Raw genomic sequence first — 23,974 nt, 5'->3', positions numbered from 1 at the left:
GCCCGTCAGGTCCACACTTCCGGGGGATGGGCCGTGAGAAGCTGGGCGACGAACTCGCGTCGGCTACGGACACCCGCCTTGGTGAAGATTGATTTGAGATGGTCCTGCACGGTCAGGGGCGTGGTGCACAGAGCCTGGGCGATGTCGTCGGTAGCCCGGCCCTGGACGACGCGCACGGCGACCTCGCGCTCGCGCGGCGTGAGTCCGTAGGAGGCGAACACCACCGGCATGATGTCGGCGGGCGAGGCCGGGGCGATCACCACCGCCGAGGCGCCGTCCGCCCTGCCGCCCATCAGCGAGGCGTGCAGCACGAACCAGGTGCCGTCGCGGCCACGTACCCGAAGCGGAGGGGGAGTCCGGCCGCCTGCCACCGCTCCCCTGGCCTGCTCGGCCACCATGACGAACGACGTCGGCACGGTGAAGATCGAGCCCGAGTCATCGATGAGCTCACCCAGCAGCCGTTCAGCCCTCTCGTCGGCGCTGACCAGGTGATTGTCCGGCCCGAGCAGCACCACGGCGGGCGGCATCGGCGCCGGTGGAGCAGGTGACCGCAACAGCTGGCTGCGCTGCAGGGCGACACCCAGGTACCGGGCCGCGCGCTGGGCCAACGCCAGTTCTCCGGGCCGGTACGGACCCCGGTCAGGAGCGCGCATGAACGCCCCGCAGCCCCACATCCCGCCTCCGGCGTCGAACACGGCGCGAAGCTCGTCGCCGAAGCCCGCCGGCGCGATCTGCTCCCGGAAGCGCAGGCTGCGCCGCAGGACCCCGCCGGTGGCACGGCTGAGCGTGTCGGCGCCACGGCCGCTGAGCCGGATCTCGGGGAAGCGCGCGGTGTCATCGCCCCAGATCTCCAACTGCACCGCCTGGTGGAAATCGTCCAGCCTCAGGTCCTCGGTGAGCACCGAGTTGACCAGCCCCGTCGCGGGATCGGTCGTGTGCCAGCACACGGCGTCGAATCCGAGCGCGTCCCGCAGCAACGGATCGGCCTGCCGGAACACCTGCGCCGCGGTCAATTCCGCCCCGGCCAGGTCCCGTAAATCGGAGATCACCTGGCGCTCCACTGCCCTGCGCGAGATCACGGCGGCAGCCTAACCGGACGCCCGGAATATCCCAGATTTCTGGGATATTCACGAACTCCACCGCGCTGTGATCATGAGCTGGTCACCCCCCGCCCGGACCAGGAGGTCTCATGACCCCTCGCAGAGTTCCGCGCCGACAACTCCTCGCGACCGTCCTCGCCACCACCTCCCTCCTCCTCTCCACCCTCACCACGATCACGGTCGCCGCGGCCCCCGCCTTCGCCGACGGCCCCTGCTCCACCAGCGCCGGTGGCGGCCCCGGCGGCAGCGGCCCCGGCGGCATCCCGGACGACCCCGACCAGGATCCGAGTCAGGAGCCGCAGCTGACGCCCGAGCAGATGGAGGCGTACGTAGCGGAGAACGAGAGCCGAAACGGACTGTACGGAGACACGCACGTCTACATGGACAGCGCCGTCCCCCCGCACCCCACGGTGGGTGTGGGCTTCAACCTCGACCGCTCCGACGCGGAAGCCCTGCTGACGGCCGTCGGCGCCAACTACGCCGCGGTGCGTGCCGGAACCCAGGGCCTGACCCCCCTGCAGATCATCACCCTGTTCAAGGGCGACTACCGCGCCGCCGTCGCGAACGTCGGCCGGGTGATCGACAACTTCAACTCGCTGTCGTCGGCCAGGCAGGTCGTACTGATCGACATGATGTACAACCTCGGCCCCACACGCTTCGGGCAGTTCACGGGAGTGATCAATGCCGTGAAGTCCGGCAACTTCCTCGGCGCCTCGATACAAATGCAGAACTCGAAATGGGCGAAGCAGGTCGGCAACCGCGCCAAGAAGGGCATGAGGCTGATGTCTCAGGGCGCGGTGTGCGACCCAAGGGACATGCCGCGCTATGTCCCCGTCCCCAACGGGGGTGGCGGCGGCTGGACCTCATATCCCGGAGGCGTCGAAGCCATGCCGTGGAGTGGCGGGAACGGTGATTCCGATTTCTGGATGAGGCTCAAGAGCCTCGCCAGCGAGGTTGTCTGCTACACCACGACCGTCACGGTGACCGGTCCAAACGGAACATATACCGCCTCGACGGTCCACTGCGACTGACCTAGCGAGCGGCGGCGGCCGGAACTCCTGCCGCCGCCGCCCGCAAATGGCCCCGCAAGCCAGACTCCCGAAGAGGCCGCCACCCCGCCGACCGCTCCTGATGTCGATGAACCTGGCGTGCCGGATGGGAGCCAGGGGTTATACCCTCCTACCTCACGCGCACCTTGACGCGCTTCTCCGCATCATTGAGCGTCAAGTGCATTCGGCTTCGATTCTCCCGAGAGGCGCGATCGTGAGGCTCAGACTCCTCGGCACGTCCAGCGGTAAGACCGGCTGCCCGGCTCTCTACGAGACCGACCGTGGCACCTACGTCGTCCAGGGCAAGCTCCTGAATGATCCAGAAGCGATAGCCGACCTCGTCGACGTACGCGACGACGAGTTCTATGTCGAGGTCCCGCCGGAGGTGCTGAAGCTCGCGCGAGGACCGCAGGAGTGAGCGGAAGGTTCCTGACGCGATCCGAGTGGGTCGAGACCCTTCACGCCTTCCAGCACACCGCGTTCCGGCTCGAAACCCGCGAGAACTACAGCGAGCCCGAAGAGGAACCCATCATCCATCGCTTCCTCGACAGCGGAGAGATCGATGAGTCCTACATGGACGACTGGATCGCCGAACTGGCACCCCGGCTCTCGGCCGGCCAGCGCATGGAGCGGGTTCGCATCGTATCGGAGCCACACTCGGACTACACCCGCTTCGGCCTGGCCCTCGCCCGCTTCAACATCCAGGCGGGCGAGGACATCCGATATCTGTCTCGTCCGCGGGCGGCTCGACTCGACTTGCCGGACCACGACTTCTGGTTGATCGACTCCACTACGCTGCTCATCCTGAGATTCGGGAACGATGACGCTCTCCTGGGCGCCGACCTTGTCACCGATCCCGCTGTAGTCGTGAAGCACTGCTACTACCGGGACGTGGCCCAGCAGTACGCCATCCCGTGGCAGGAGTACACCAAGCAGAATGTCCACCTACGAGAGGGCCCGTGATGCTCTCGGCATCCGCCTACGTGAGCTGCGGCGAGACGCTCGCCTGACTGGCCAGCAGCTCGCCGAGGCTCACGGCTGGCACCGCACGAAGATCTACAAGATCGAAGGGGGAAAGCAGACGCCCTCGGACGCCGACCTGGAGGCGTGGGCGGCGACCTGCCACGTCCCCGAGCAGACTCCCGAGCTGATCGCCGCGCTGCGCTCCCTTGAAGGCCAGTACGTCGAGTTCCGCCGCATGTTCCGACGTGGCATGGCAGCCCAGCAGCAGACATTCGCCGAAGCCGAGGCAGAAGCCGCCATCATCCGCAATTTCGAGTCCTGCTTCGTACCTGGCCTGCTCCAGACACCCGAGTACGCCCGTTACCGCCTCCAGGAGGCGATCACCTCCGACGGGGCCCACGATGACCTTGATGAGTCGGTCGCCGCCAGGATGGCGCACCAGCAGATCCTCTACGCGCCAGGCCGCCGCTTCCACTTCGTCATCACCGAATCCGTGCTTCGGCTGCAGCTGTGTCCACCCGAGGTCCTGGCCGGCCAACTCGACAAGCTGGCCGTCGCCTCCACGCTGCGCACTGTGCGATTCGGCGTCATTCCCTTCACGGCGGCCTTCCCGGTCGCCCCGGTGCATGGTTTTTGGATCTTCGACGATCGGTGGGTGTCGGTCGAGACCGTCACCGCGGCGCTCACTGTCACCCAGGCCCCCGAAGTCGGCACGTATCTGCGCACCTTCGCCCGCCTGGCCGACGTGGCGATCTACGGCCGGGAAGCTCGCGCCCTGATCGAGAACATTGCCGACGGGCTGGAGCCTCGTCAGTAAGGCTGATGCTCCAAGGTGCGCGCCGCGACCCACCTTCTGAATAGTGAAGCATCTTGGCGCATAATGCTTCAGGGTGCGTATGCCGTAGTCGTAGCGTCCTGGGCATGGACAGTCACGGGTCCACACCCCCACGCGACCGCCCGGCAGATCCGGCGTCGGCAACACGAGCAGGTCTGCCGACGGGCGAGGCCGGTCGACGCGTGGGAGGCGGTATGACCACGGTTGCCGCCCGGGTGCCGTACGTCGTCGCCTACGAGGTCGAGACCGTCGCGCTCGACCTGGCCGTCATCCACGACGTGTGGGCGCCGAGCGGGCGGCGGCTGTCCTACGCCGACCCCAGGGCAGACGATTGGCACCTGTCCGTGCTGTGGGCCCGGCAGAAGTGCGATCGGCGTGGCAAGGTCAACTACAAGGAGATGCACACCCTCCGGCAGCGGGCATGCATGCTGCACCGGCTGTGCCAGGTGTGCGAAGGTCCCGCGCTGGACCCCGCTACCGGACGCCTCTCCTGGGTTTTCCACAACAAGACGCACGCCGCGTCCGGCCACCTCAGCAAGCCACCGACATGCGTCCGGTGCATCCCCGAGGCGCTGGACGCGTGCCCGCATCTCCAGCACCAGGCCCACGTCTACACCTCACCCGACTACAAACCATGGGGAGTGAAAGGAATCGTCGTCCCCCCTTCCGGTCCGCCGACTCTCCAGGACGTCTCACTGACCGACCGCCACACGCTGGAATACACCCTCGCCAGGGCCCTGATCGTGCACGTATCAGATCTGCGGCCCGAGCGATCCCCATAGACGGCCTGGCTCTTGCCCCTCTGCCGATGCGACGGCAAGGGCCGGGCTGCGACATCCGGCGCGTCCGTCAAACCACCGGGCGGGCGGCCCGCTCTCTGCTGGAGGGTGAAGTTGATCGCCGCATACGCCGCCGCGCACGCGGGCCCGGTGAGCGCCAGAATCCTGCCACGCCACATGCCGCCCTCCGCCGGATTCCGTCTCAGCGCCCGCGACCAGATCAGCAGCGCCAGAGCCGACAGCTGGGCGGCGGCCGCCGCCAGGAGTGTCACGGTCAGGGTGGGCTGGTACCAGCCGGGGAGCAACGTATCGCTGGTGAGGGGAAGGGCGGGGTCGAATTCCTGGATCTTCCACAGGACGTCGTCGGCAACGGGGTTGCTCATGTGGACGTGCCACACCCAGAACACATAGGTCAGGCTCAACGGCCCTACGAGCAGAGCAACCAGGTTGAATCGCCGCTGTCGCCGAATCAGCCAGGCGATAGCCCCAATGGCGAGCGCGGCCAGGATAAAGAAGACCGCGATCCCTTGCGTTCTGCCCCACGCGACGGTGTCGAAGTGGGCCATGCCGTAGTCGAGGTAGTCCCGGCTCTGGGACAGGGCCTTTCTGGCGACCGCTTCCACGCTGGCGCAGACGGCGATGTTCAGGGCCGTGACGATGGCTCCGAACGGGAGTATCGACCACATCAGCGCCGTGGCCGCCCGCACGCTTCGATCCATGGCGATCATGTTCGGTTAGACGCCACGCGACGTGATCGGTTCCTTACGCCCTGAGACATGCACGGCTAACGCGACGTGACGCCGTACTCGGCCGCGAACGTGGCCAGGCCGGCGACGGCGTCGCGGCTGCGTTTCCACGGGCGGACGATCAGCCGGTCCACCCCCAGCTCCGCCCAGTCCGCCACCTCATCCGGCGACGCCAGCGAGTACGCGTGCGCCGTCACCGAGCAACGCCGCTCCCCCCGCAGCGCCGCCAGCCGGGACAGTTGCGGCCTGATCGACTCCAGCGTGTGCGGCATGCTGATCCAGCCGTCACACAGGGTCGCCGCCCGGCGCAGGGCGGCGGGTGATTCGCCGCCGCACAGGATCGGCAGCTGGTGCTGTACGGGCTTGGGCTCGAACGCCACCTCGGGAAAGGAGTAGAACCGCCCCGAATGCGTGACCACCGGCTCACTCCACAGCCGTCTGGCCACCTCGATCGCCTCGTCCAGCCGAGCCCCGCGCGAGGCGAAGGGGATGTCGGCCGCGTCCCACTCCCCCCGGTACCAGCCCGCGCCCACTCCGCAGATCGCCCGGCCCGACGACACCACATCGAGCGTGGCGAAGGCGCGGGCCGAGACGAACGGGTGGCGCAGCGCGAAGAGGTGTACGGCCGTGCCGAGCCTGATCCGGGAGGTCAGCGCGGCCAGCCAGCACAGGTACGCGGGTGCGTCGAACAGCGGCGTGGCCGGCTTGATGCCCGGCTCCGAGGTGCCCGGGTAGAGGGCCAGCGACAGGTCGGTGCTGAAGACGAGGTGCTCGGGCAGCCACACGGACTCGAAGCCCAACTCGTCGGCGGCCACCGCGACGTCCTTCCAGGCGGCCGGGTGGATGAGGCCGAGCGGGACGCCGTACCTCACGGGTACCGCCTCAGATCGCCGCCGATCACCGACTCCCGCACACGGGCCCGGTGTACGGCGGAGCCGCCGTACGCGGCCGACAGCGACCAGGCCCGCGCCAGCCAGAACCGCAGGTCCAGCTCGTCGGTGTAGCCGATCGCGCCGTGCACCTGCAGCGCCACCCGAGCCGCCAGCGCGGCCACCTCGCCCGCCGCGGCCTTGGCGGCACTGACGTCCCGATCCACGCTCGGCACCACCGGCTCGTCTACCGAGAGCGCCGCGCGGTGGACGAGTGGGGCGGCGAAGTCCAGTGCGATGGCCACGTCGGCCAGCTGGTGCTTGACCGCCTGAAACGACCCGATGGCCGCTCCGAACTGGGTCCTGACCTGGGCATGCGCCACGGCGGTCGCCAGCAGTTGCCTGCCCACCCCGATGAGCTGCGCCGCCGTCGCCACCGTGGCCCGCCGCAGGGCTGGGATGTACGAACGGTCCAACAGTACGGAGTCGTCGAAGGAGACGTCGAACAGCCTCCGGCACGGGTCGACACCGGGCCGGGGCGCCAGCCGTACGGACTCCTTGGTGACCAGGTGCAGGCCGTCCGCGCGCGCGACCACGAGCAGGTCGGCCAGGTCGGCGTCAGGGGCGTACGCCTGGCCGGGCAGCAGCACGCTCACGCAGACCGACCCGGAGGCGAGCTTCGGGACGTCCTCCAGCAGGTACGGCGCCGCCACGGCGGTCTCCGCGATCGGTCCGGGCAGGCAGGCCCGACCGGTCTCCTCCAGCGCGGGCACCGCGTCCACCAACCTGAGCCCGAGCCCGTCGGCGTCCGGTGGCAATAGCAGCCCGAAGAATCCGATTTCGGCCAGCTGCTCCCATGCCGGGCGGCGCTCGGAGCGCAGCGCGGCGGGCGGGCAGTGGGCGCGCAGCACATCCCGTACCGTCGCCCCCAGGGCCAGTTGCTCGTCGGTGAACACGAACTTCATCGGGGCAGCCCCAGGACTCGTTCGGCGATGATGTTGCGCTGGATCTCGTTCGTGCCCGCGTAGATGGGCCCCGCCAGCGCGAACAGGAACCCGTCGAGCCACGGCGTCTCCCCCGCCCGCTCGCCGAGCAGCTCCATGGCCAGAGTGTGCATCCGCAGGTCCAGCTCGGACCAGAAGACCTTGCCCATGCTGGACGCGGACCCGATCTCGGCACCCGACATGAGCCTGCGGGCGGTGGCGAAGGTGTGCAGGCGGTACGCCTCGGCATCGGTCCAGCAGCGAACTGCCCGGTCGGCGAGTTCGGGACCCGCGTCACGGGCCAGGTGGACGAGCCGATCGGCGGTGGCCAGGAAGCGGCCGGGGCTGCGCAGGGCCAGACCGCGTTCGGACGAGGTGGTGGCCATCGCGATCCGCCAGCCCTCCCCGGGCGCGCCGAGCACCATCGAGTCGGGCACGAAGGCCCCGTCGAAGAACAGCTCGGCGAACCCCGGCAGCCCGTCGAGCTGCGCGATCGGCCGGACCGTCACCTCGTCGAGGTCGAGCGGGAACATGAAGTACGTCAGCCCCCGATGCCGACCCTCCTCCGAGGTACGGAAGAGGCCGAACCCATGTGAGGCGTAGGCCGCGCGGGAACTCCACGTCTTCTGCCCGTACAGCCGCCAGCCCCCATCCACCCGCGTCGCGCGGGACTTCAGCGCGGCCAGGTCACTGCCCGCCTCCGGCTCGGACCACGCCTGTGCCCAGACCTCGTCGGCGCGAGCCATCCCGGGGAGCCAGCGCCGCCGCTGCTCCTCAGTGCCGTACGCCATCAGGGTCGGGGCCAGCAGGAAGATCCCGTTCTGGGTGACCCGGCCGGGGGCGCCCGCGGCCCAGTACTCCTCCTCGAAGATCAGCCACTCGATCAGTGAGGCGTTCCGCCCGCCGTACTCCTCCGGCCAGGAGACGGCGGACAGCCGGGCGGAGGCGAGCAGCGCCTCCCACGCGCGATGCGCCTCGAAACCCTCGGGAGTGTCCATCGACGGCAGCCCGCCGGGTACGTGCCGGGCCAGCCAGTCGCGAACCTCGGCACGGAAATCCTGCTCGGCCGCGGAGAAGTCGAGATCCACAGACACCAACCTAGCGCACGCTTGGTCACGTCGCCAGATAGCGGTATCCGGACATACCCTGAAGCGGTGCAAGGACTGCTGCTCCGCCTGTCGACACTGGACACCGACGCGGAGAGCGCCGTGCGCGTCATCGCCTACTTCGACTCGCTGGTACGCGACCACGTGAGCGTCCCGGTGCTGCTCTCGGCGACCGCCCACCTGACCCAGTGCCCGGTGGGCCTGCTCGACGCGGCCACCGGCAGGGCCACCCGCAGGCACCCCGGCGGTCAGGTCGACCACGACGACCACATCGACCAGCCCGGCACGGTAAGGGAACTGGCCGCCGGTCTCGGCACGGTTTGGGTGGAGCGCGAGGGCACCCCGCACGGACTGGACGAGATCGTCCTCGAACGGTTCGCGGCCGCGGCCGAGGTCACGCTGGAGCGCGCTGCCGCGCTGGCCCGGGAGGGCAGGGACCCGGCGCTGGTGGAGCTGGCCCTGTCGGCGGAGACCGGCGAGGCGGAGCGGGCACGGGCGCTGCGACTGCTGGGGTTCGATCCCGCGACGCCGCTGCAGGCGCTGGCCATCGCGGTCCCCGCGGACGAGGGCTTCGCCCTGGTGCCCGGCCTGCGAACGATGGGGCACCACGTACGCGCGACCCGGATCGGCGACACGGAGGCGGTGCTGGTGGCCTCCGCGCTGCCATGGCTGCCCGACTCGGCGCGGGTCGGCATCGGTCCCGAGCTGCCCGGTTCGCGGGTGGCCGAGTCGTGGGCGGGCGCGCGTACGGCGCTGCGCTTCACCGGCCCGCAGGACCGCGTGGTGCGCTGGACCGAGCTGGGCGCGCTGGCCCTCTACGCCGACGTACCGGACGCGGCGATCGCCGAGCTGGCCGATGTGCGGTCGATGGAACGGCTCGGCGACGAGGGTCGCACGGCCGTGCGGGCGCTGTGCGCCGAGGGCTCGGTACGCCGGGCCGCCACCGTCCTGCACCTGCACCACAGCTCGATGGCCGTACGGATCGCACGGGCGGAGTCGGCCCTGGGCTTCTCCCTCGCCGACTCCGCTGGGCGGCTCCGCGCCCACCTGGCCCTGGCTCTTGTACGGCTGCGCGCCAATGGTGATACTGGATGATCTTCAGGGCAGGGACCGAGTAACTCTCCAAAAGCGGATCGGGCGACTCTCAGGAGCGGGATCGGGTGACCGAGAACCAGAACGGCCGGCCAGGACACTGGATCCCACCGGGCAAGCCCACCGATGTCCCGCCGGGCGTACAGCCGGAGTCCGGAGGCAAGCTCCTCTGCCTGGAATGCGGCTTGTGGTTCAAGCAGCTCGGCCAACATGTCGTGGCGAAACACGACATGTCAGCCGATGACTACCGGCGCGACCACGAACTGCCGCGCGGCTTCGGCCTGCACTCCACCCCGGTCAAGGCGGTCCGCAGGGAGACGCAGCGCGCCAAGTGGGACACCGATCCGGAGTTCCGGGCCACGCTGCGCCCCAAACGCTCCCGGCAAGAGCTGGCCGAGCTGTCGAAGGCGGCCGGGCGGGACTCTCTGACTCGCGCGGGTGTACGGGCCGCTCGCCGCACCGGCGGAACCGTGGCCAAGTACGGCCATCTGGGGACCGCGGCGCGCAAGGCCAAGCTCGCGGCCGAGGTCGCCGAGCGGTGCCAGGCGGCGGGGTACGTCAGCATCGAGCAGCTCTTCACCCGCCACCCGGAGCTGACCAACCAGGAGATCGCCTCCATGCTGGGCTTCTCGAAGGGCCGGGTCGACAAGATGCGACGGCGGCTGGGATTCGAGGCGCCCGGCCGCTGGGCCAAAGACTATGTCGTGAAAAATCCGGCGCTGCTCCCGGCGATCCCGGCCGACGAGCTCGCGGCCGTGCCGCACGGCACGCAGCCCACCCGCAACGGTCACCTGCTGTGCCTGGAATGCGGGCGCTGGTTCAAGACCCTGGTCCAGCACGTGTCGGTGATGCACGGGGCCAAGATGGCCGACTACCTGGCCCGGCACGGCATCGACCCGCATGAGACACGGGCCCGTGAGCTCGGGTACGCCTCGCTCACCGACCTGCTCACCGCCACCGCCGACTGGAACGGCACCGACCTGGCCGAACTGCTGGGCGTCACCCAGCGCAAGACCCGTGAGCTGCGCCACCGGCACGGCTTCACCCCGCCCAGGGGAGCGCGGCCGGTCGGCTTCGTGCCCCGGACGCCGCGCCCCCATCCACGGCTGTCGGCGGCCGAGCTGGCGGCGGTGCCGTACGGCCGGCAACCCGAACGCGACGGCCAGCTCGTGTGCCTGGAGTGCGGCACGTGGACCCGCGGCCTGGCCGCACACGCCAAGGCCAAGCACCAGATCGGCGCGGAGGACTACCGTGCCCGCCACGGCCTGCCCTCCGACCTGAAACTCCACCGACGCCCGACTCCGACTCCGTAGCCGCCCAGCGCTCACCCGCGCGAACCGCCCGACCCGAACGCCGCGCCGCGGTCAGCTGCTCTGCGAGCCGTCCAGCCGGTACGCCCGCTGAAGCGCCGCCAGCCGAGCCGCCCGCGCCCGCCTGCTCAACTCCGTGTCCGGGATCAGCCCGTCAGACCCATGGAAGGCACCCGGATAGAGGTGGAACTCCGTTGACACCCCGGCCTGCACCAGCCGCTGCACATAGTCGATGCACTCGTCCCTGAACACCTCCAGCTCGCCCACGTCCACGAACGTCGGCGGCAACCCGGACAGGTCCGTGGCCCGGGCCGGAGCGGCGTAGGGAGAGACGTCCTCGGTCCCGGCCTTGTCACCGAGCAGGGCCTTCCACCCGAACAGGTTCGCGGCCCGGTTCCAGACCACCGCCTCGGCGAACTCGTGGCTGGACGGCGTGATGTTGCGGTCGTCGAGCATCGGGCAGACCAGCAGCTGGAACGAGATGTCGGGGCCGCCCCGGTCACGGGCCAGCAGCACGGTGGCCCCCGCGAGCCCGCCGCCCGCGCTCGCCCCGCCCACGGCCAGCCGGGCCGGGTCGATGCCGAGGTCGCCGGTGTTCTTGGCGGTCCACACCAGTCCGGCGTAGCAGTCCTCGACCGGCGCCGGGTGCGGGTGGTCGGGCGCGAGCCGGTAGTCCACGGAGACGATCACGACGCCGAGCTGCTCGACGAACCCGATCATCATGAGGTCGTCCATGTCCGGCGTGCCGACGATCATGCCGCCGCCGTGGATCCAGTACAGGCCGGGCCGGCCGGTGTCCGTCCCCGGCTTCCGGTAGATCCGCACCCGCACGTCGGGCGCGCCTTCGGGCCCGGGCACGTACCGGTCCTCGATGACCACCTCGGTGTCCGGCCTGGGCGCGGCCGCGAGCATGGCGTTGATCTGCGCCCGGTGCCCGCTGAGATCGAGGGCCGGGTCACTGAGATCCGTCGACGGCATGACCAACTGGTCGAGTGCCGCCCTCAGCTCCGGGTCGAGATTGGGATGAACCGCCATGTCGCTTCCCTCCACGAGACCTCACCGTACGTCTCGATGATGGAAGGGCGGCGACAGGGGGACAACCGCCAAGCGGCGGCGTTTCCCCCTCCTCTGCCCGCCAACCGGTCGGCTCAGCAGCTCCACGACCCGTTCGGCCGGCAGAGCCGGGTCGTCGTCGGTGTGCTTACTCGACATTCCCGAATGACCGCCCCGCTCGGGCGTACAGCTCCAATGCGCTCATTAGGTCAGGCTTGCGGAAATCCGGCCACAGTACGTCGGTGAATACCAGCTCCGCGTACGCGGTCTGCCAGAGAAAGAAGTTCGACAGGCGGAAATGTCCGCCCGTCCTGATGAAGAGATCCACGTCGGGAGTATCCGGCCAGTAGAGGTGCCTGCGGAACGTCTCCTCGTCGAACTCTTCAGGACGTATCTCTCCTGCCATCGCGGCTCTCGCCAGGCCGACCGCGGCATCGACCAATTCCTTGCGGCCGCCATAATTGAGCCCGAACTGCAGCGTGACGTGGCCGTTCGCGGAGGTGGTCTTCTCGATCGCTTCCACCGTCCGACGCAGGTCAGCGGGAACCTCCAGCCTGCTCCCGGTGAGCCGGAATCGCACACCTAGCTCGTTGAAGTCGTGCAGTGACAACTCAAGCACGCGGCTGAACAGTTCTATGAGCTTGCGGACCTCCGGCTCGGGGCGTCCCCAATTCTCGGACGAGAACACATGAATCGAGAGATAAGGTATGTTCAGCTCGACGCAGGCGGAAAGGACTGACGCGAAGGCTTCCCGGCTGGCATCGTGTCCCGCGGATCTGGGCAGTCCGCGACTCGTCGCCCATCTGCCGTTACCGTCGGCCGATATGGCGATGTGCCGGACGGGCGGAACTACGGGTGCCATTGCTGTACCTTCCTCATCGCTTCGGGGGCGCCGCGGTTTTCGAACGCGACGCGATCACGTGGAAATACTGGACCTCCCCCGCTCGGTACGCACTCAGCATGGCGGAATGAAAGTGCGCCGTTTCCCGCCGACGAATCTCGGTACGGTCCTTCTCGGCAAGGGATGAATAGGCGAGGCTGAGCTGCCAGTAGGGAAGCTGACTCTCGGATGCGTCGACGACCAATCTGATCCGGTAGCCCGCCTGTTCGATCGCCGACAGACAGGTTTGCAGGTCCCCGATCGCGCTCACCCAGTAGGTGTTGTAATAGCGCGCGATCGAGCTACTACTACTGCTGACGAAGTGGTCTGCGATCGCGAGTACGCCGCCTGCCGGTTGCATGGCCGCAAGCGAAGGGAAGAGGGTCGCCGGGTCGCCTATCTGACAAACCGCGTCCAGCGCGATGACGAGGTCATATGCCGTGCCGTTCCACCAGGTGTCAGAGTGCGCGTCGCCGACCACCGGGACGACCTTGCCCTGCAGGGCTAGTTTCGCGGTCTGTGCCGCGATGAAGTCCACCTGCTCCGGCACTATGGTGAGCGACGTCACGTCGATTCCGTACTGGTCCGCCAGGAGAAACGACGTTCCGCCGAGCCCGGCTCCACAGTCAAGCGCCTTGGATATGTTTCCATGCCACCGGCGAGCCCTTCTCAACAGCACGTGAACGTTACGCTCCTGCCCATCGTGCATCGTTGCCCGTAATCGGTCGGCACCCATTTCCGGGCGGATCCAGCCCGGGGCGAAGAGGTTCTGCTCGGTTTCCGAATCATGGCAGCCGACATGCGCGTGGACCCGGCCGTTCACTCCGTACTTGCCGAGGTATTCTGCCTGTTTCCAACGATAGTACTCGATGATCTCTTCATGGCTCGGCAATGTTTTCTCCTTGGGTCAAGGATCTGCTCATCGACAGCGGTGCCGTCTTTGCGGCATCCGCCCATCTGTGGTCGAACCAATCGCGCACCAGCCCGACAAAAACCGCATCGGTGAATTTTATCGCGGTGTAGGTGGTCAGTGTCGGGAAAGCTATGACGACCTCTCTTCTCGACAGCCCCTGCAAGCGCAGGCGATTGTCGCGCAAGCCGGCCACGGAAGCCGACGCGATATTCTTGAACAAGGCGAGGAACTCGGGGACCGCCGGATGATCCAGCGTGACCAGATAGCGGAACGTCACGCCACGGGACGCCGCCGTCATGATCCGATCGTGCACCTGGCCGGGAAAGTTCTGCAGGCCGACGGTCTGCGCCCATATATCATCGCCGTCGCCGGCGCGCTTGTACTGCTCGAGGAGTGAGTCGATCATGTCTTCCCGGCTCCAGAACACCACCACCGATCGATCGGAGTTCTTGGAGACGGACTTCCGTTCAAGGTGATAAGTTCTGCGCGCATAATGCACTGCGGCTATTGATGTCAAGACGCTGATAATGCCGAAAATGATAGTCAGGATATTAGCGCCCGTGAAGAGGTCTCGCAAATGACGTCCCTCCTCCTAGGAAAGGATTGGGTTTGTGAGCCAGTATGTGGGTGTACGACCCGGCGGGCAAGCGCCCTACGGGTACTGAGTTGTCTGAGTGCCGGAAGTGAGTGCTGGGCCCGCGAAGAACGCCCGATGGCGGCGCATGGAATCCCATAAAGGCCGTTTTTCTCGTATGCGCTAATCAGCGCCATTAAGGTTTCCTCGCCCAGCAGAATCAGCTGGTAGAGGACCTCCGCTGCGGCCTCGGGCACGTAGCAACCATCAAGATATTGATATGTCCCTCTCGCTCGACCTGCTCAGAACCTTTCTCACGGTCCACAGGACCGGCTCCATCACGGCCGCCGCGCATACGCTCGGGCTGTCGCAGCCAGCGGTGACCGCGCAGGTCAAGGCGCTGGAGGCGGCGCTGGACCGGCCGCTGTTCGACCGGCTGCCGCGTGGCGTCGCGCCCACGACCGCCGCCGACGAGCTGGCCCGCCGGGTGGCCGCCTCGCTGGACGCGCTGGACGCGGTCGTGGACAGCGAGCTGCCGTCCGGCGGGGCGGTCCATCTGGGAGGCCCTGCCGAGTTCCTCTCGGAGGTGGTGATCCCGCTGCTCGCGCCGCTGGTGCGCGACGGGTTGCGGCTGCGCACCACGTTCGGGCTGTCCGACGGCCTGCTCGCCGATCTGGCGGCCGGGCGGCTCGACCTGGTGGTGTCCACGATCCGGCCGCGCGTCCGGGGCGTTCAGGCGGAGCCCGCGTACGACGAGGAGTTCCTGCTGGTGGCCAGTCCCGAACTGGCCGCGCGGGAGGATTGCGGGACCAGGCCGCTGATCGCCTACGCCGAGGACCTGCCCATCGTGCGCCGCTACTGGCGGACGGTCTTCGGCAAGCGGCCGGCGATGGCCGCGCAGGTGGTGATCCCCGATCTGCGAGGCGTCCTGAACGCGGTGCGGGCCGGGATGGGCGTCTCCGTCCTGCCCGCGTACCTGTGCCGGGCCGATGTGGCGGCGGGCCGGCTGGTCACGCTCGCGCAGCCGGAGCTGGCGCCGATCAACACCGGCTACCTCGCGGTCCGCTCGGGCGGGCTGGCCAGGGCCGCCGTCGCCAGGGTGCACGCGCATCTGCTGGCGGCACTCAAATCAGCCCCCGCTTACTGACACGAGGCCTCATAGCCAGCGATAGTTGAAAGGCGTACGGTCAACGTATGGCTGAAACCCCCGAAACGGTGCACTGGCGGGGTGTGCACCACCTCGCCCTGGTCACTGCGGACATGGACGCCACTGTGCGCTTCTGGCACGGCGTACTCGACGCCCGCCTGGTCACCACGCTGGCGATCCCCGCGTTCAAGCACTACTTCTTCGAGGTGGCGCCGGGTAACACCGTCGCCTTCTTCGAATACACCGGTCAGGAGCTCGACAGCTTCGCCAAGCCCGCCGGCGTCCCCTACGCCAAGGCCGCCCAGTTCGACCACCTGTCGCTGCACCTGCCCGACGAGGACGCCCTGGTCCGGCTGCGTGACCGGCTCAAGGCGCACGCCTGCGAGGTCACCGACGTGATCGACCACGGCTTCCTGCGGTCGATCTACTTCAGCGACCCCAACGGCATCGCGCTGGAAGCCTCCTGGTGGACGATCGACCCCACCGGCCGGCCGGTCGACTACGCGGACGAGCGCCTGTTCGCCGACCCCGACCCGGTGCCGGCCGTACGGGAGCTGCGCGAGAACGGGCGGCTGGACCACATGGTGAGTACGCGGCTGGTGGACGGAATCATCGAAGACCTCCGGCGGGAGGGAATCACGCTGGAGCCTTGACCACAGGGCGCGGCGCCGTGGTCAAGGCGGCTCGCTACGAGGATTCCTCAGATCCGAAAGAACAAGTTCAGGTAGCGGTCGGCGATGGACAGGTCACCCCTGACGGTTCCGGCGTTGCTCCTGCCGAACGTGGTGAGCACCATACTCCCGGCGTCGAACTCGATGAGCGTGGGCAGGTCGCCCAGGTCGCCGGGGGTGTAGCTCATGCCCTGCGGCCCGACCTCCACCCGGAAGTCGCCCCCGTTGACGCCGCCCACGCGTACGCCGATCCGGAACGGCGTCAGGTCCGCGCCCTCCTTGACCGTCGACTGCCAGAGCACGAGCATGAACGGCACCAGCAGGTCCGCCGCCTCTCCCGACAGTCCGTGCGCCCGGCCGGTGCCCTGGCGGATGTCCCAGGAGTGCACGGCGTAGTCCATGAGCTGGCCCGCCGCGTAGAAGTAGGCGGGCAGCGGGCCCATGTAGAAGTGCGGGACGGTCAGCCCGGCCCAGTCGTCCGGGCCGAGGTCGCGCAGGATCGCCATCATCTGCTCGAAGTCCGTCTTGAGCCGGTCGAGCAGTTCCTTCTGCGGGACCCCGCGCAGCGCCATGGCCTGCTCGTTGACCCGCTCACCCATGCCGGGCAGCCCGAAGGCGGCGTCCGGGTTCCCGCCCGAGCGTACGAGGTCGAACGCGGCGAGGTAGCCCTCGGTCGTGTCGACGATGTGCGCGACCACGTCGCGCGTCGTCCAGCCGACGCACGCCGTCGGCGCCTCCCATGCCTCCTCCGGCTCGGCGAGCGCGAACAGCCGCTCGGCCTCGTCGCCGACGACCCGCAGGATGGTGTCTTTGCCTTCGTACGAGGTGGCGTCCCATTGGTTCATGCCGGTCACCTTTCTTCCTAGGCGAACGACAGACCTGAACGGTTTAACTGTCAATATTCCCGGCGGACAGATTCCCTTCAGCCGAGGTAGGCGGCCCGCACCACGGGGTCGTCACGGACTTCCGCCGGGGTGCCGGTGGCGATGACCCGGCCGAGGTCCAGGACGACGAGCCGGTCACAGGTGTCCATGACGAAGCCCATGTCGTGCTCGACCAGCAGCACCGTGGTGTCCAGCGCGGCGACGACCGCGCGCAGCCGTACCGTCTGGTCCGCGTCCAGGCCCGAGGTCGGCTCGTCGAGCAGCAGCAGGCGCGGCCGGTCGGCGATGGCGCGGGCCAGCTCGACCAGCCTGCGCTGGCCGACGGGCAGCGCGGCGGCGTAGGCGTCGCGCAGCGCGGCCAGCCCGCACAGCTCCAGCACCTCGGCCACGCGCGCCCGCCGCTCGCGTTCGAGCCGCCGTCGCGCGGGCAGGCCGGTCAGGTCGGCCATCAGGCCGCCCCCGCCGCCGTGCCAGTCGAGCGCCGCCAGCACGTTGTCGGCCACGGTGAGCCGCCCGAAGACCTGCGTCCGCTGGAAGGTACGGCGAACGCCCGCGCGAGCCCGCCTGACCGGCGGCATCACGGTCACGTCATCGCCCGCCACGCGTACCCGGCCGCCGCTCGGCCAGCGCAGGCCCGACACCACGTCGAACAATGTCGTCTTGCCCGCCCCGTTCGGCCCGATCACCCCGCAGACCTGCCCCTCGGGCACCTCGAACGACACCGCGTCCAGCGCCGTGACCCCGCCGAACGCCACGGACACGTCCCGCACGGCCAGCATCACGTCGGCACGCTCGGCGTCCCGCACGACGGACATCACGTCACCCCCAAGTAAACGGACATCACGTCACTCCCAGGTAGGCGGCGGTCAGGCGGTCGCTGTCCACCTCGGCGCGCGGCCCGGCCCACACGACGCGGCCGAGCCGCATGAAGGCGACCCGGTCGGCGATCGCCAGCGCCTCGGTGGCCTTCTCCTCGACCAGCAGCAGCGCCACCCCGCGCGCACGCAGCTCGGCGAACACCTCGAACACCTGCCGCACGATCAGCGGCGCCAGACCCAGCGACGGCTCGTCGGCGATCAGCACCCTGGGCGGCCGGGCCAGCGCGGGGGCGAGGGTGAGCAGCTGCTGCTCGCCGCCGGACAGCGCGCCGGCGAGCACCGTACGACGGGCCGCGAGCTGCGGCATCCGCTCGTAGACGGCGTCGGGCTCGGCCAGCCAGGTACGCAGGTTCTCCTCCACCGTGAGACCCGGGAACACCCCGCGCCCCTCGGGAGCCAGCAGCACACCCGCCCGGGCCCGGCGGTGGGCCGGCCAGGCGGTGATGTCGATGCCGTCGAGCAGCACCCGTCCGGCGGACACCGGCCGGTCGCCGGCCGCGACGGCGCAGGTGGTCGACTTGCCCGCGCCGATGGCGCCCAGCAGCGCCACCACCTCGCCGGGCCGCACGTCGAGATCCACGCCCCGCAGGACCGTACAGTCGGCGTACCCCGCCACCACCCCATCGAGCCGGAACAACACCTCCGCGACGGGCGCACCGGACGCGCTCGGGGCGACGGGCACGGCGGAGGTGGCGGGCACACTCGTGGTGACGGACGCGCTCGGAGTGATGGGCACGCTTGGGGTGACGGGCATGCTCTGGGTGACGGGCACGGCGGAGGTGGCCCGTACCGGGGTGGCGGCGGCCACGGGTTGTGTCGGGACGGCGGACCGCGCTCGTCCCTGACGCCGCCGGTGACGGGACTCGGCGAGCTGGGCCAGCACCCCGTCCGGATGCTTGGCCAGGATCATCCCCCCGGCCCCGAACAGAATGGCCCCCACCTGCGCCGACACCCCCCACGTGGCCAGCAGCTCGGGCACAGCCACGGCCACCAGCCCGCCCAGCACGGCCCCGCCGATCCGCCGTACCCCCTGCAACACCACCACGGCCAGCCAGACGAACCCGGAGAAGGCTGGCAGATCGGTGGCGGTGATGGACCCCTTGGACACGGCGAACAGCACCCCGCCCAGCCCCGCGATGGCCGAGGCCAGCGCGAACAGCACGATCTTGGCCCGCGGCCCCGACAGCCCCGAGGTGGTCGCCGCGGCGGGAGCCGAGCGGACCGCCAGGATCGCCCGCCCGGACGCCGATCTTTCCAGGTTGCGCACCAGCACCCCGACCAGCCCGATCAGCGCGAGCAGCAGCACCACCCGCACCCGTGGATCGGAGGTGTCGGCGAACCCGAAGCCGAGCGCCGGGAGTGCCCAGCCGATCGTCCCGTTGCTGAACGCGTCCACCTGGAACAGCACCTGGTCGGCCAGCAGGGCCAGCGCCAGCGTGGCCAGCGTGAGGACCCGCCCGCCCAGCCGGAGCGCGGGCAGCGCCACCAGCATGCCCACCGCGCTGGCCGCCAGCACCCCGACCACGATCGCCACGATCAGCGGCCACCCGGCCGAGAACGCCCACCCGCAGGTCAGCGCCGCCATGGAGGCGAAGGCGGCCTGGGCCAGGTTCACCATGCCGCCGATCCCGGTCACCACCACGAACGAGCAGAAGATCAATGCCAGCACGAGGCCCTGGGCGGCCAGGCCCACGTAGTACTCGGAACCGGCGAAGGTGAAGCCGAGCAGCGCCACCAACCCGATCACCCACGGCAGCCGCCGTCGCCACAACGGCACGCCCGCCAGGTGGTCGGGCGGCGGCGCGTCCTCAGCAGCGCTCCCGGCCACCCGTTCGCGCGACCTGTTCAGCAGCACCAGCCCGGCGAACAGCAGGATGACCGGCACCGCCGTCCGCAGCCCGGTGATCTCCTGGAGGAAGTCGGTGTATCCGGCGACCAGGTTCTGCACCACGCCGAGTGCCAGCCCGGCGGCGAACGTCCACGGGATCGACCGCAGCCGCCCGAACACCGCGGCCGTCGCCGAGGCGAACAGCAGCACGGTGTAGGCGGTGGCGTCCAGCCCGAGCATCGGTACGGCCAGCACCCCGGCGAGCCCCGCCAGTGCCGACCCGAGCATCCAGGCCAGGGCCGAGGTGGCGTCCACGTCGATGCCACGCAGCGTGGCCAGCCGCCGCCGGTCGACGGAGGCCCGCATGCGCAGCCCGTACGGCGTGTGCCGCATGAACGCCCACAGCCCGAGCGCGGCCACGGCCGAGAAGCAGAACGTGATGAGCTGGTCGGTGTCGAGCCGCGCGCCGAGCACCTCGACGCCGAGCGCCGGATGCGGCCCGAGGCCGCGCGGCAGCGTCGTGCCGTCGGCGCTCGGCAGCCCCAGCAGGTCCACGACGAACAGGCCGAGCGCGGGCAGCGCGATCGTCAGGCCGATCGTGCCGACGATCTGCGCGGTCTCCCCCGCCTGGGCCAGCCCCCTGAACATGGCCAGGTGCAGCAGGTAGCCCAGCGCGGGCGCGAACACCCCGGCGGCCAGCAGCGCCGCCAGCCACGCGGGCAGCCCGGCGGCCAGGTTGAGCTGGTAGAACACCAGCGCGGTCAGGAACCCGACGGCGCCGTGGGCGAAGTTGAACACCCCGGTCGCCGCGTACGACAGCGTCAGGCCGGACCCCATGACGGCGAAGATCGCCCCGGTGACCAGGCCGCTGAGCAGGTAGCCAAGGATCATTTGAGCGGCACGTTGTCGAAGCACTTCATGCTCTTGGCCACCTGGAAGGCGCCGCCCTCCAGCCTGACCAGGGCGCCACAGCCGTTCGGCTCACTGTGGTCCTTGGGGTACTGGACCCGGCCGAAGCCGGCGTTCTCGTAGGTGTACGAGCCGTTGCCCGTGGCCAGGAACTTCTCCCTGGTCAGGTCCTTGCCGGTCTTCTTCAGCATGTCGAGGAAGATGTCGGCCGCCCAGTAGCCGATGGCCATGTGCTGGGTCAGCGTGGCGCCGGGCGACACCTTCTCGACGTCGGCCTTGAACGCGGCGATCTCCGGCGCGGTCGACTCGAACGGCTCGAACATCGGCGCGGCCACCACGCCCTCCAGCGCCTGCGCGCTGGCCGGGTCCTTCAGGATGGCCGGGTCGTAGCTGGTGGCGTCGGTCAGCACGCCCTTGTAGCCGGCCCGTTTCAGCGCCGAGTAGAGGCCCACGTTGAACTTGGTGCCGGCGATGATCGACACCAGGACGTCGGGCGCCTTGCCGCCGTTGGACGTCATGATCTTGTTGACGTACGGCAGCCAGTCGGGCGGCGGCGCCGCGGCGGGCAGGCCGGAGTTGAGCCCGACCAGCTTGAACCCCGCCGCCTGGAACGACTGCGAGATCGTGGTGCCGCCGTACTTGCTGCCGCTGGAGTCGGTGGTCTGCACGTACACGGTCTTGCCGCTCGCGCCGCCGAGCAGGTCGGCCATCTGGCTGCCCCACCAGGTCTGCGAGCCCGCGCCCTTCTTGGGCGCCAGGCAGCCGCTGTAGCCGAACCCGGTCTTCGTGCCGCACCACTGCGGCCCGGTCGCCCAGCCGAACCACGGCACGCCCTGCTGCTCCAGGAAGGCGGCCCCGCCGAAGTTGGGCGCGTGCACCGGCACCAGCGCGAACACCTGGTCCTTCTGCACGAGCTTCTTGGCCGCGGCGTCGCCCTTGGCCGCGTCCTGCCCGTCGTCCTCCGCGCCGACGAACTCGATCTTGCGTCCGTTGACGCCGCCTTCGGCGTTGGCCCGCTCGAACCTGGCCTTCGCCCCGATCTCGGCGTCCTTGGTGGAGTAGCCGCTGGCGCTGGTCTTCGTGAGCACCCCGCCGACCTTCACGCTCGTGTCGGTCACGCCCGCCGTGCCACCGGCGGCGCTCTTCTGCTGGGCCGCGCACCCTGCCAGCAGCGCTACCGCCAGCATCACCGCCGCGGCCCGCCGTTGATGTCGTCGCACCATCGTTCTCACCTTTGTACGGCAAGGCGCGCAGCCGCTTTGGCCTAGCGCTCGCTTGGTTTTTGGTCAGCGTAAATTTGCCCGCGAGGGGTGTCAACGGTGCCGAGCAATCGCTTGCTCACAATCAACGGCCCGGCTAGCGTGAGCCCCATGCTGATGCGCGCGGCCGTACTGACCGATTTCCACCAGCCCATGGAGATCCGCGAGGTGGAGATCGCCGATCCCGGCCCCGGAGAGGTACGCGTACAGATCAAGGCCTCCGGCGTCTGCGGCTCCGACCTCAAGGCCATCGACGGCAAGAGCCCGGTCGTCCACAAGCTCCCGTTCGTCCTCGGCCACGAGAGCGCCGGCGTCGTCGAGAGCGTCGGCACCGGCGTGACCGCCGTCAAGCCGGGCGACCATGTGATCATTTCCATGAGCGGGCCCTGCGGCAAGTGCCGCAACTGCGGCGCCGGCCGCTTCCCCCTGTGCTCCGGCCCGGCCAGGATGACCGCGATCATGGGTGGCGAGCCGCGGATCACGCTCGACGGCCAGGAGACCCGGCGGTTCATCGGCATCGGCTCGTTCGCCGAGTACGCCGTGGTCCGCGAGGCCACCTGCGTGAAGATCCCCAAGGACGCGCCGTTCGACGCCATGTGCCTGCTGGCCTGCGGCGTGGTCACGGGCGTCGGCGCCGTCATGAACGTCGCCCAGGTCGCGCCCGGCTCCAGCGTCCTCGTGGTGGGTTGCGGCGGCGTCGGGCTCAACGTCATCCAGGGCGCGGTGCTGGCGGGCGCGACCACGATCATCGCCGCCGACGTGGCCGACCAGAAGCTCAAGCTGGCCGAGCGGTTCGGCGCCACCCACACCCTGGTGCCCGGCGACCTCCCCGCCCAGGTCGGCGAGCTGGTCAGGGGCGGCGTCGAGTACGCCTTCGACGTCACCGGCGTCCCCGGCGTGCTGGCGAGCGCGTTCGCGGCGACCGCGCCGGGCGGCACCACGGTCATGGTCGGCAGCCCGCCCGCCGGTCAGCCCGTCGAGATCGACCCGGCTCTGCTGTTCTCCTCACGCCGCCTGATGGGCACCCAGGGCGGCGACGCCGCCCCGCACCGGGACCTGCCGATGCTGGCCGGTCAGTTCCTGCGCGGCCGGCTCGACCTGCATGGGCTGATCACGGAACGGGTGGCGTTGGAGCAGATCAACGAGGCCGTCGAGCAGGTACGGCGGGGCGCGGTGGCCAGAACGGTGGTCGTCTTCTAACCTCGCATTCCATAAGGAACAGCGAGGAGTCACGACATGTCATACCCTGACGCGCGATACCTGGCCGACACCGGTGAGGCCAGCGGCGTTCTGCGCCCGGCCGACACGCCACCCGACCTCCGCATGTACGCCCCCGGTGCCGACCCCCGGGGCACCGACGTCCACTACCTGGGCACCGGCGCGTCGACCAACGGCGCCTTCGGCCTGTACCGCTGGGAGATGGGCCCGCGCCCCGGCGGCGCCGCAGCGCACTTCCACCGGACGATCACCGAGTCGTTCTACGTCCTGTCCGGCACCGTCAAGCTCTACAACGGCAAGGAATGGGCGGAGGGCAACGCCGGGGACTTCCTGCACGTTCCGGAGGGCGGCGTGCACGGGTTCCGCAACGAGTCCGGCGCGCCCGTCTCGATGCTGATCCTGTTCACGCCGGGGGCGCCGCGCGAGGCGTACTTCGAGGAGCTGGCCGACATCGTCAGCACCGGCAGGCAGCTGACCGACGAGGAGTGGACGGACCTGTACCTGCGCCACGACCAGTACATGGTCCCGTGACGCCGCATTTCACCCTCTCGGCCACCGTGCTGGAGTCCAGGGACGCCAAGGCCCTGGCGATCTTCTACCAGCGCCTCCTCGGCTGGCGCATCGGAGAGGACGAACCCGGCTGGGTGACCCTCCGCCCTCCGCACGGTGGCGGCGCCGGGCTGTCGTTCAGCACCGACGAGGCGCACGTGCCACCCGTCTGGCCGGCCGGACCCGGCGACCAGCAGATGATGATGCACCTCGACCTCGAGGTGGACGACCTGGACGAGGCCGGCGCCCACGCGGTGGCGTCAGGCGCGACCTTGGCCGACTACCAGCCACAGGAGGACGTCCGCGTCTTCCTCGACCCCGCCGGCCACCCGTTCTGCCTGTGGATCCGCTAGCCCTCTCCCCCAAAAGGACCCCAGCC

The 23,974-nt window shown here is 69.5% G+C and carries 24 protein-coding genes; 11 read left to right on the top strand and 13 right to left on the bottom strand.

Annotation, left to right across the window (positions count from 1 at the left end; translation table 11 throughout):
• Positions 1–5: 5 nt before the first annotated feature.
• Complete coding sequence (locus AB0B61_RS37820) at positions 6–1,079, bottom strand: helix-turn-helix transcriptional regulator (RefSeq protein WP_358442611.1); 1,074 nt, start codon at positions 1,077–1,079, stop codon at positions 6–8.
• Between the two features lie 110 nt (positions 1,080–1,189).
• Between AB0B61_RS37820 and AB0B61_RS37815 the strand changes: the two genes are divergently transcribed.
• The 4 genes from AB0B61_RS37815 to AB0B61_RS37800 all read left to right on the top strand — a co-directional run bounded on the left by AB0B61_RS37815 (position 1,190) and on the right by AB0B61_RS37800 (position 3,929).
• Entirely contained in the window at positions 1,190–2,131 is a 942-nt protein-coding gene (locus tag AB0B61_RS37815; protein ID WP_358442608.1) for a hypothetical protein, read from the top strand.
• Between the two features lie 232 nt (positions 2,132–2,363).
• Positions 2,364–2,567: a hypothetical protein gene (locus AB0B61_RS37810; protein ID WP_358442605.1), complete on the top strand. Its 204-nt coding sequence runs from the start codon at positions 2,364–2,366 to the stop codon at positions 2,565–2,567.
• Complete coding sequence (locus AB0B61_RS37805; protein WP_358442602.1) at positions 2,564–3,112, top strand: DUF6879 family protein; 549 nt, start codon at positions 2,564–2,566, stop codon at positions 3,110–3,112. Before AB0B61_RS37810 ends, AB0B61_RS37805 begins: the two co-directional genes overlap by 4 nt.
• Entirely contained in the window at positions 3,087–3,929 is an 843-nt protein-coding gene (locus AB0B61_RS37800; RefSeq protein ID WP_358442599.1) for a helix-turn-helix transcriptional regulator, read from the top strand. The genes AB0B61_RS37805 and AB0B61_RS37800 overlap by 26 nt, the downstream gene beginning before the upstream one ends.
• A 643-nt stretch (positions 3,930–4,572) precedes the next feature.
• Here AB0B61_RS37800 and AB0B61_RS37795 read toward each other — a convergent pair.
• The 4 genes from AB0B61_RS37795 to AB0B61_RS37780 all read right to left on the bottom strand — a co-directional run bounded on the left by AB0B61_RS37795 (position 4,573) and on the right by AB0B61_RS37780 (position 8,412).
• Positions 4,573–5,445, bottom strand: coding sequence for a hypothetical protein (locus AB0B61_RS37795; protein WP_358442596.1), 873 nt, complete (start codon positions 5,443–5,445; stop codon positions 4,573–4,575).
• Between the two features lie 65 nt (positions 5,446–5,510).
• Positions 5,511–6,344 carry a TIGR03619 family F420-dependent LLM class oxidoreductase gene (locus AB0B61_RS37790; protein ID WP_358442593.1) on the bottom strand — a complete coding sequence of 278 codons (834 nt, stop codon included), beginning with the start codon at positions 6,342–6,344 and terminating at the stop codon, positions 5,511–5,513.
• A complete protein-coding gene (locus AB0B61_RS37785) occupies positions 6,341–7,306 on the bottom strand; it encodes an acyl-CoA dehydrogenase family protein (protein ID WP_358442591.1) in 966 nt (321 codons plus the stop codon). Before AB0B61_RS37785 ends, AB0B61_RS37790 begins: the two co-directional genes overlap by 4 nt.
• Positions 7,303–8,412, bottom strand: coding sequence for an acyl-CoA dehydrogenase family protein (locus AB0B61_RS37780; RefSeq protein ID WP_358442588.1), 1,110 nt, complete (start codon positions 8,410–8,412; stop codon positions 7,303–7,305). Before AB0B61_RS37780 ends, AB0B61_RS37785 begins: the two co-directional genes overlap by 4 nt.
• Positions 8,413–8,478: 66 nt before the next feature.
• Here AB0B61_RS37780 and AB0B61_RS37775 point away from each other — a divergent pair, with 66 nt between their 5' ends.
• Positions 8,479–9,525, top strand: coding sequence for a helix-turn-helix domain-containing protein (locus tag AB0B61_RS37775; RefSeq protein ID WP_358442586.1), 1,047 nt, complete (start codon positions 8,479–8,481; stop codon positions 9,523–9,525).
• A gap of 65 nt (positions 9,526–9,590) precedes the next feature.
• Positions 9,591–10,835, top strand: a complete 1,245-nt coding sequence (locus tag AB0B61_RS37770) for a MucR family transcriptional regulator (RefSeq protein WP_358442583.1) — start codon at positions 9,591–9,593, stop codon at positions 10,833–10,835.
• Between the two features lie 51 nt (positions 10,836–10,886).
• Here the strand turns inward: AB0B61_RS37770 and AB0B61_RS37765 are convergent, their stop codons facing one another.
• From AB0B61_RS37765 to AB0B61_RS37750, 4 genes are all read right to left on the bottom strand, one after another.
• Complete coding sequence (locus AB0B61_RS37765; protein WP_358442580.1) at positions 10,887–11,867, bottom strand: alpha/beta hydrolase; 981 nt, start codon at positions 11,865–11,867, stop codon at positions 10,887–10,889.
• A gap of 166 nt (positions 11,868–12,033) precedes the next feature.
• Positions 12,034–12,747 (bottom strand): polyprenyl diphosphate synthase, encoded by a 714-nt coding sequence (gene uppS, locus AB0B61_RS37760; protein WP_358442577.1) that lies wholly within the window; start codon positions 12,745–12,747, stop codon positions 12,034–12,036.
• A gap of 13 nt (positions 12,748–12,760) precedes the next feature.
• On the bottom strand, positions 12,761–13,657 hold the full coding sequence (locus AB0B61_RS37755) for a class I SAM-dependent methyltransferase (protein ID WP_358442575.1): 897 nt from the start codon (positions 13,655–13,657) through the stop codon (positions 12,761–12,763).
• Complete coding sequence (locus AB0B61_RS37750) at positions 13,644–14,255, bottom strand: hypothetical protein (protein ID WP_358442572.1); 612 nt, start codon at positions 14,253–14,255, stop codon at positions 13,644–13,646. The genes AB0B61_RS37755 and AB0B61_RS37750 overlap by 14 nt, the downstream gene beginning before the upstream one ends.
• Before the next feature lie 277 nt (positions 14,256–14,532).
• Between AB0B61_RS37750 and AB0B61_RS37745 the strand changes: the two genes are divergently transcribed.
• Together AB0B61_RS37745 and AB0B61_RS37740 are read left to right on the top strand one after the other, a co-directional pair.
• Positions 14,533–15,399, top strand: a complete 867-nt coding sequence (locus AB0B61_RS37745) for a LysR family transcriptional regulator (RefSeq protein WP_358442570.1) — start codon at positions 14,533–14,535, stop codon at positions 15,397–15,399.
• A 47-nt stretch (positions 15,400–15,446) separates the two neighbouring features.
• Positions 15,447–16,052, top strand: a complete 606-nt coding sequence (locus AB0B61_RS37740) for a VOC family protein (protein ID WP_358442568.1) — start codon at positions 15,447–15,449, stop codon at positions 16,050–16,052.
• Between the two features lie 47 nt (positions 16,053–16,099).
• On the opposite strand, the gene AB0B61_RS37735 is transcribed toward AB0B61_RS37740, so the two are convergent.
• The 4 genes from AB0B61_RS37735 to AB0B61_RS37720 all read right to left on the bottom strand — a co-directional run bounded on the left by AB0B61_RS37735 (position 16,100) and on the right by AB0B61_RS37720 (position 21,792).
• Positions 16,100–16,915, bottom strand: a complete 816-nt coding sequence (locus AB0B61_RS37735) for a maleylpyruvate isomerase family mycothiol-dependent enzyme (protein WP_358442566.1) — start codon at positions 16,913–16,915, stop codon at positions 16,100–16,102.
• Positions 16,916–16,992: 77 nt separating this feature from the next.
• Positions 16,993–17,769: an ATP-binding cassette domain-containing protein gene (locus AB0B61_RS37730; protein WP_358442564.1), complete on the bottom strand. Its 777-nt coding sequence runs from the start codon at positions 17,767–17,769 to the stop codon at positions 16,993–16,995.
• Between the two features lie 25 nt (positions 17,770–17,794).
• Complete coding sequence (locus AB0B61_RS37725) at positions 17,795–20,551, bottom strand: ATP-binding cassette domain-containing protein (protein ID WP_358442561.1); 2,757 nt, start codon at positions 20,549–20,551, stop codon at positions 17,795–17,797.
• The gene (locus AB0B61_RS37720; protein ID WP_358442558.1) at positions 20,548–21,792 is read right to left on the bottom strand and encodes an ABC transporter substrate-binding protein; all 1,245 of its coding nucleotides are present in this window, start codon (positions 21,790–21,792) and stop codon (positions 20,548–20,550) included. Before AB0B61_RS37720 ends, AB0B61_RS37725 begins: the two co-directional genes overlap by 4 nt.
• Before the next feature lie 147 nt (positions 21,793–21,939).
• Between AB0B61_RS37720 and AB0B61_RS37715 the strand changes: the two genes are divergently transcribed.
• Genes AB0B61_RS37715 through AB0B61_RS37705 form a run of 3 tightly spaced genes read left to right on the top strand, consistent with a single transcriptional unit; the run spans position 21,940 to position 23,948 of the window.
• On the top strand, positions 21,940–23,028 hold the full coding sequence (locus AB0B61_RS37715) for an alcohol dehydrogenase catalytic domain-containing protein (protein WP_358442556.1): 1,089 nt from the start codon (positions 21,940–21,942) through the stop codon (positions 23,026–23,028).
• Between the two features lie 36 nt (positions 23,029–23,064).
• Positions 23,065–23,577: a cupin domain-containing protein gene (locus AB0B61_RS37710; RefSeq protein WP_358442553.1), complete on the top strand. Its 513-nt coding sequence runs from the start codon at positions 23,065–23,067 to the stop codon at positions 23,575–23,577.
• Entirely contained in the window at positions 23,574–23,948 is a 375-nt protein-coding gene (locus AB0B61_RS37705; protein ID WP_358442551.1) for a VOC family protein, read from the top strand. The genes AB0B61_RS37710 and AB0B61_RS37705 overlap by 4 nt, the downstream gene beginning before the upstream one ends.
• The last annotated feature ends 26 nt before the right edge of the window (positions 23,949–23,974 follow it).

This window comes from Nonomuraea sp. NPDC049158, assembly GCF_040648335.1.
Lineage (GTDB): Bacteria > Actinomycetota > Actinomycetes > Streptosporangiales > Streptosporangiaceae > Nonomuraea.
This window is presented reverse-complemented; position numbering and strand designations above follow the sequence as displayed.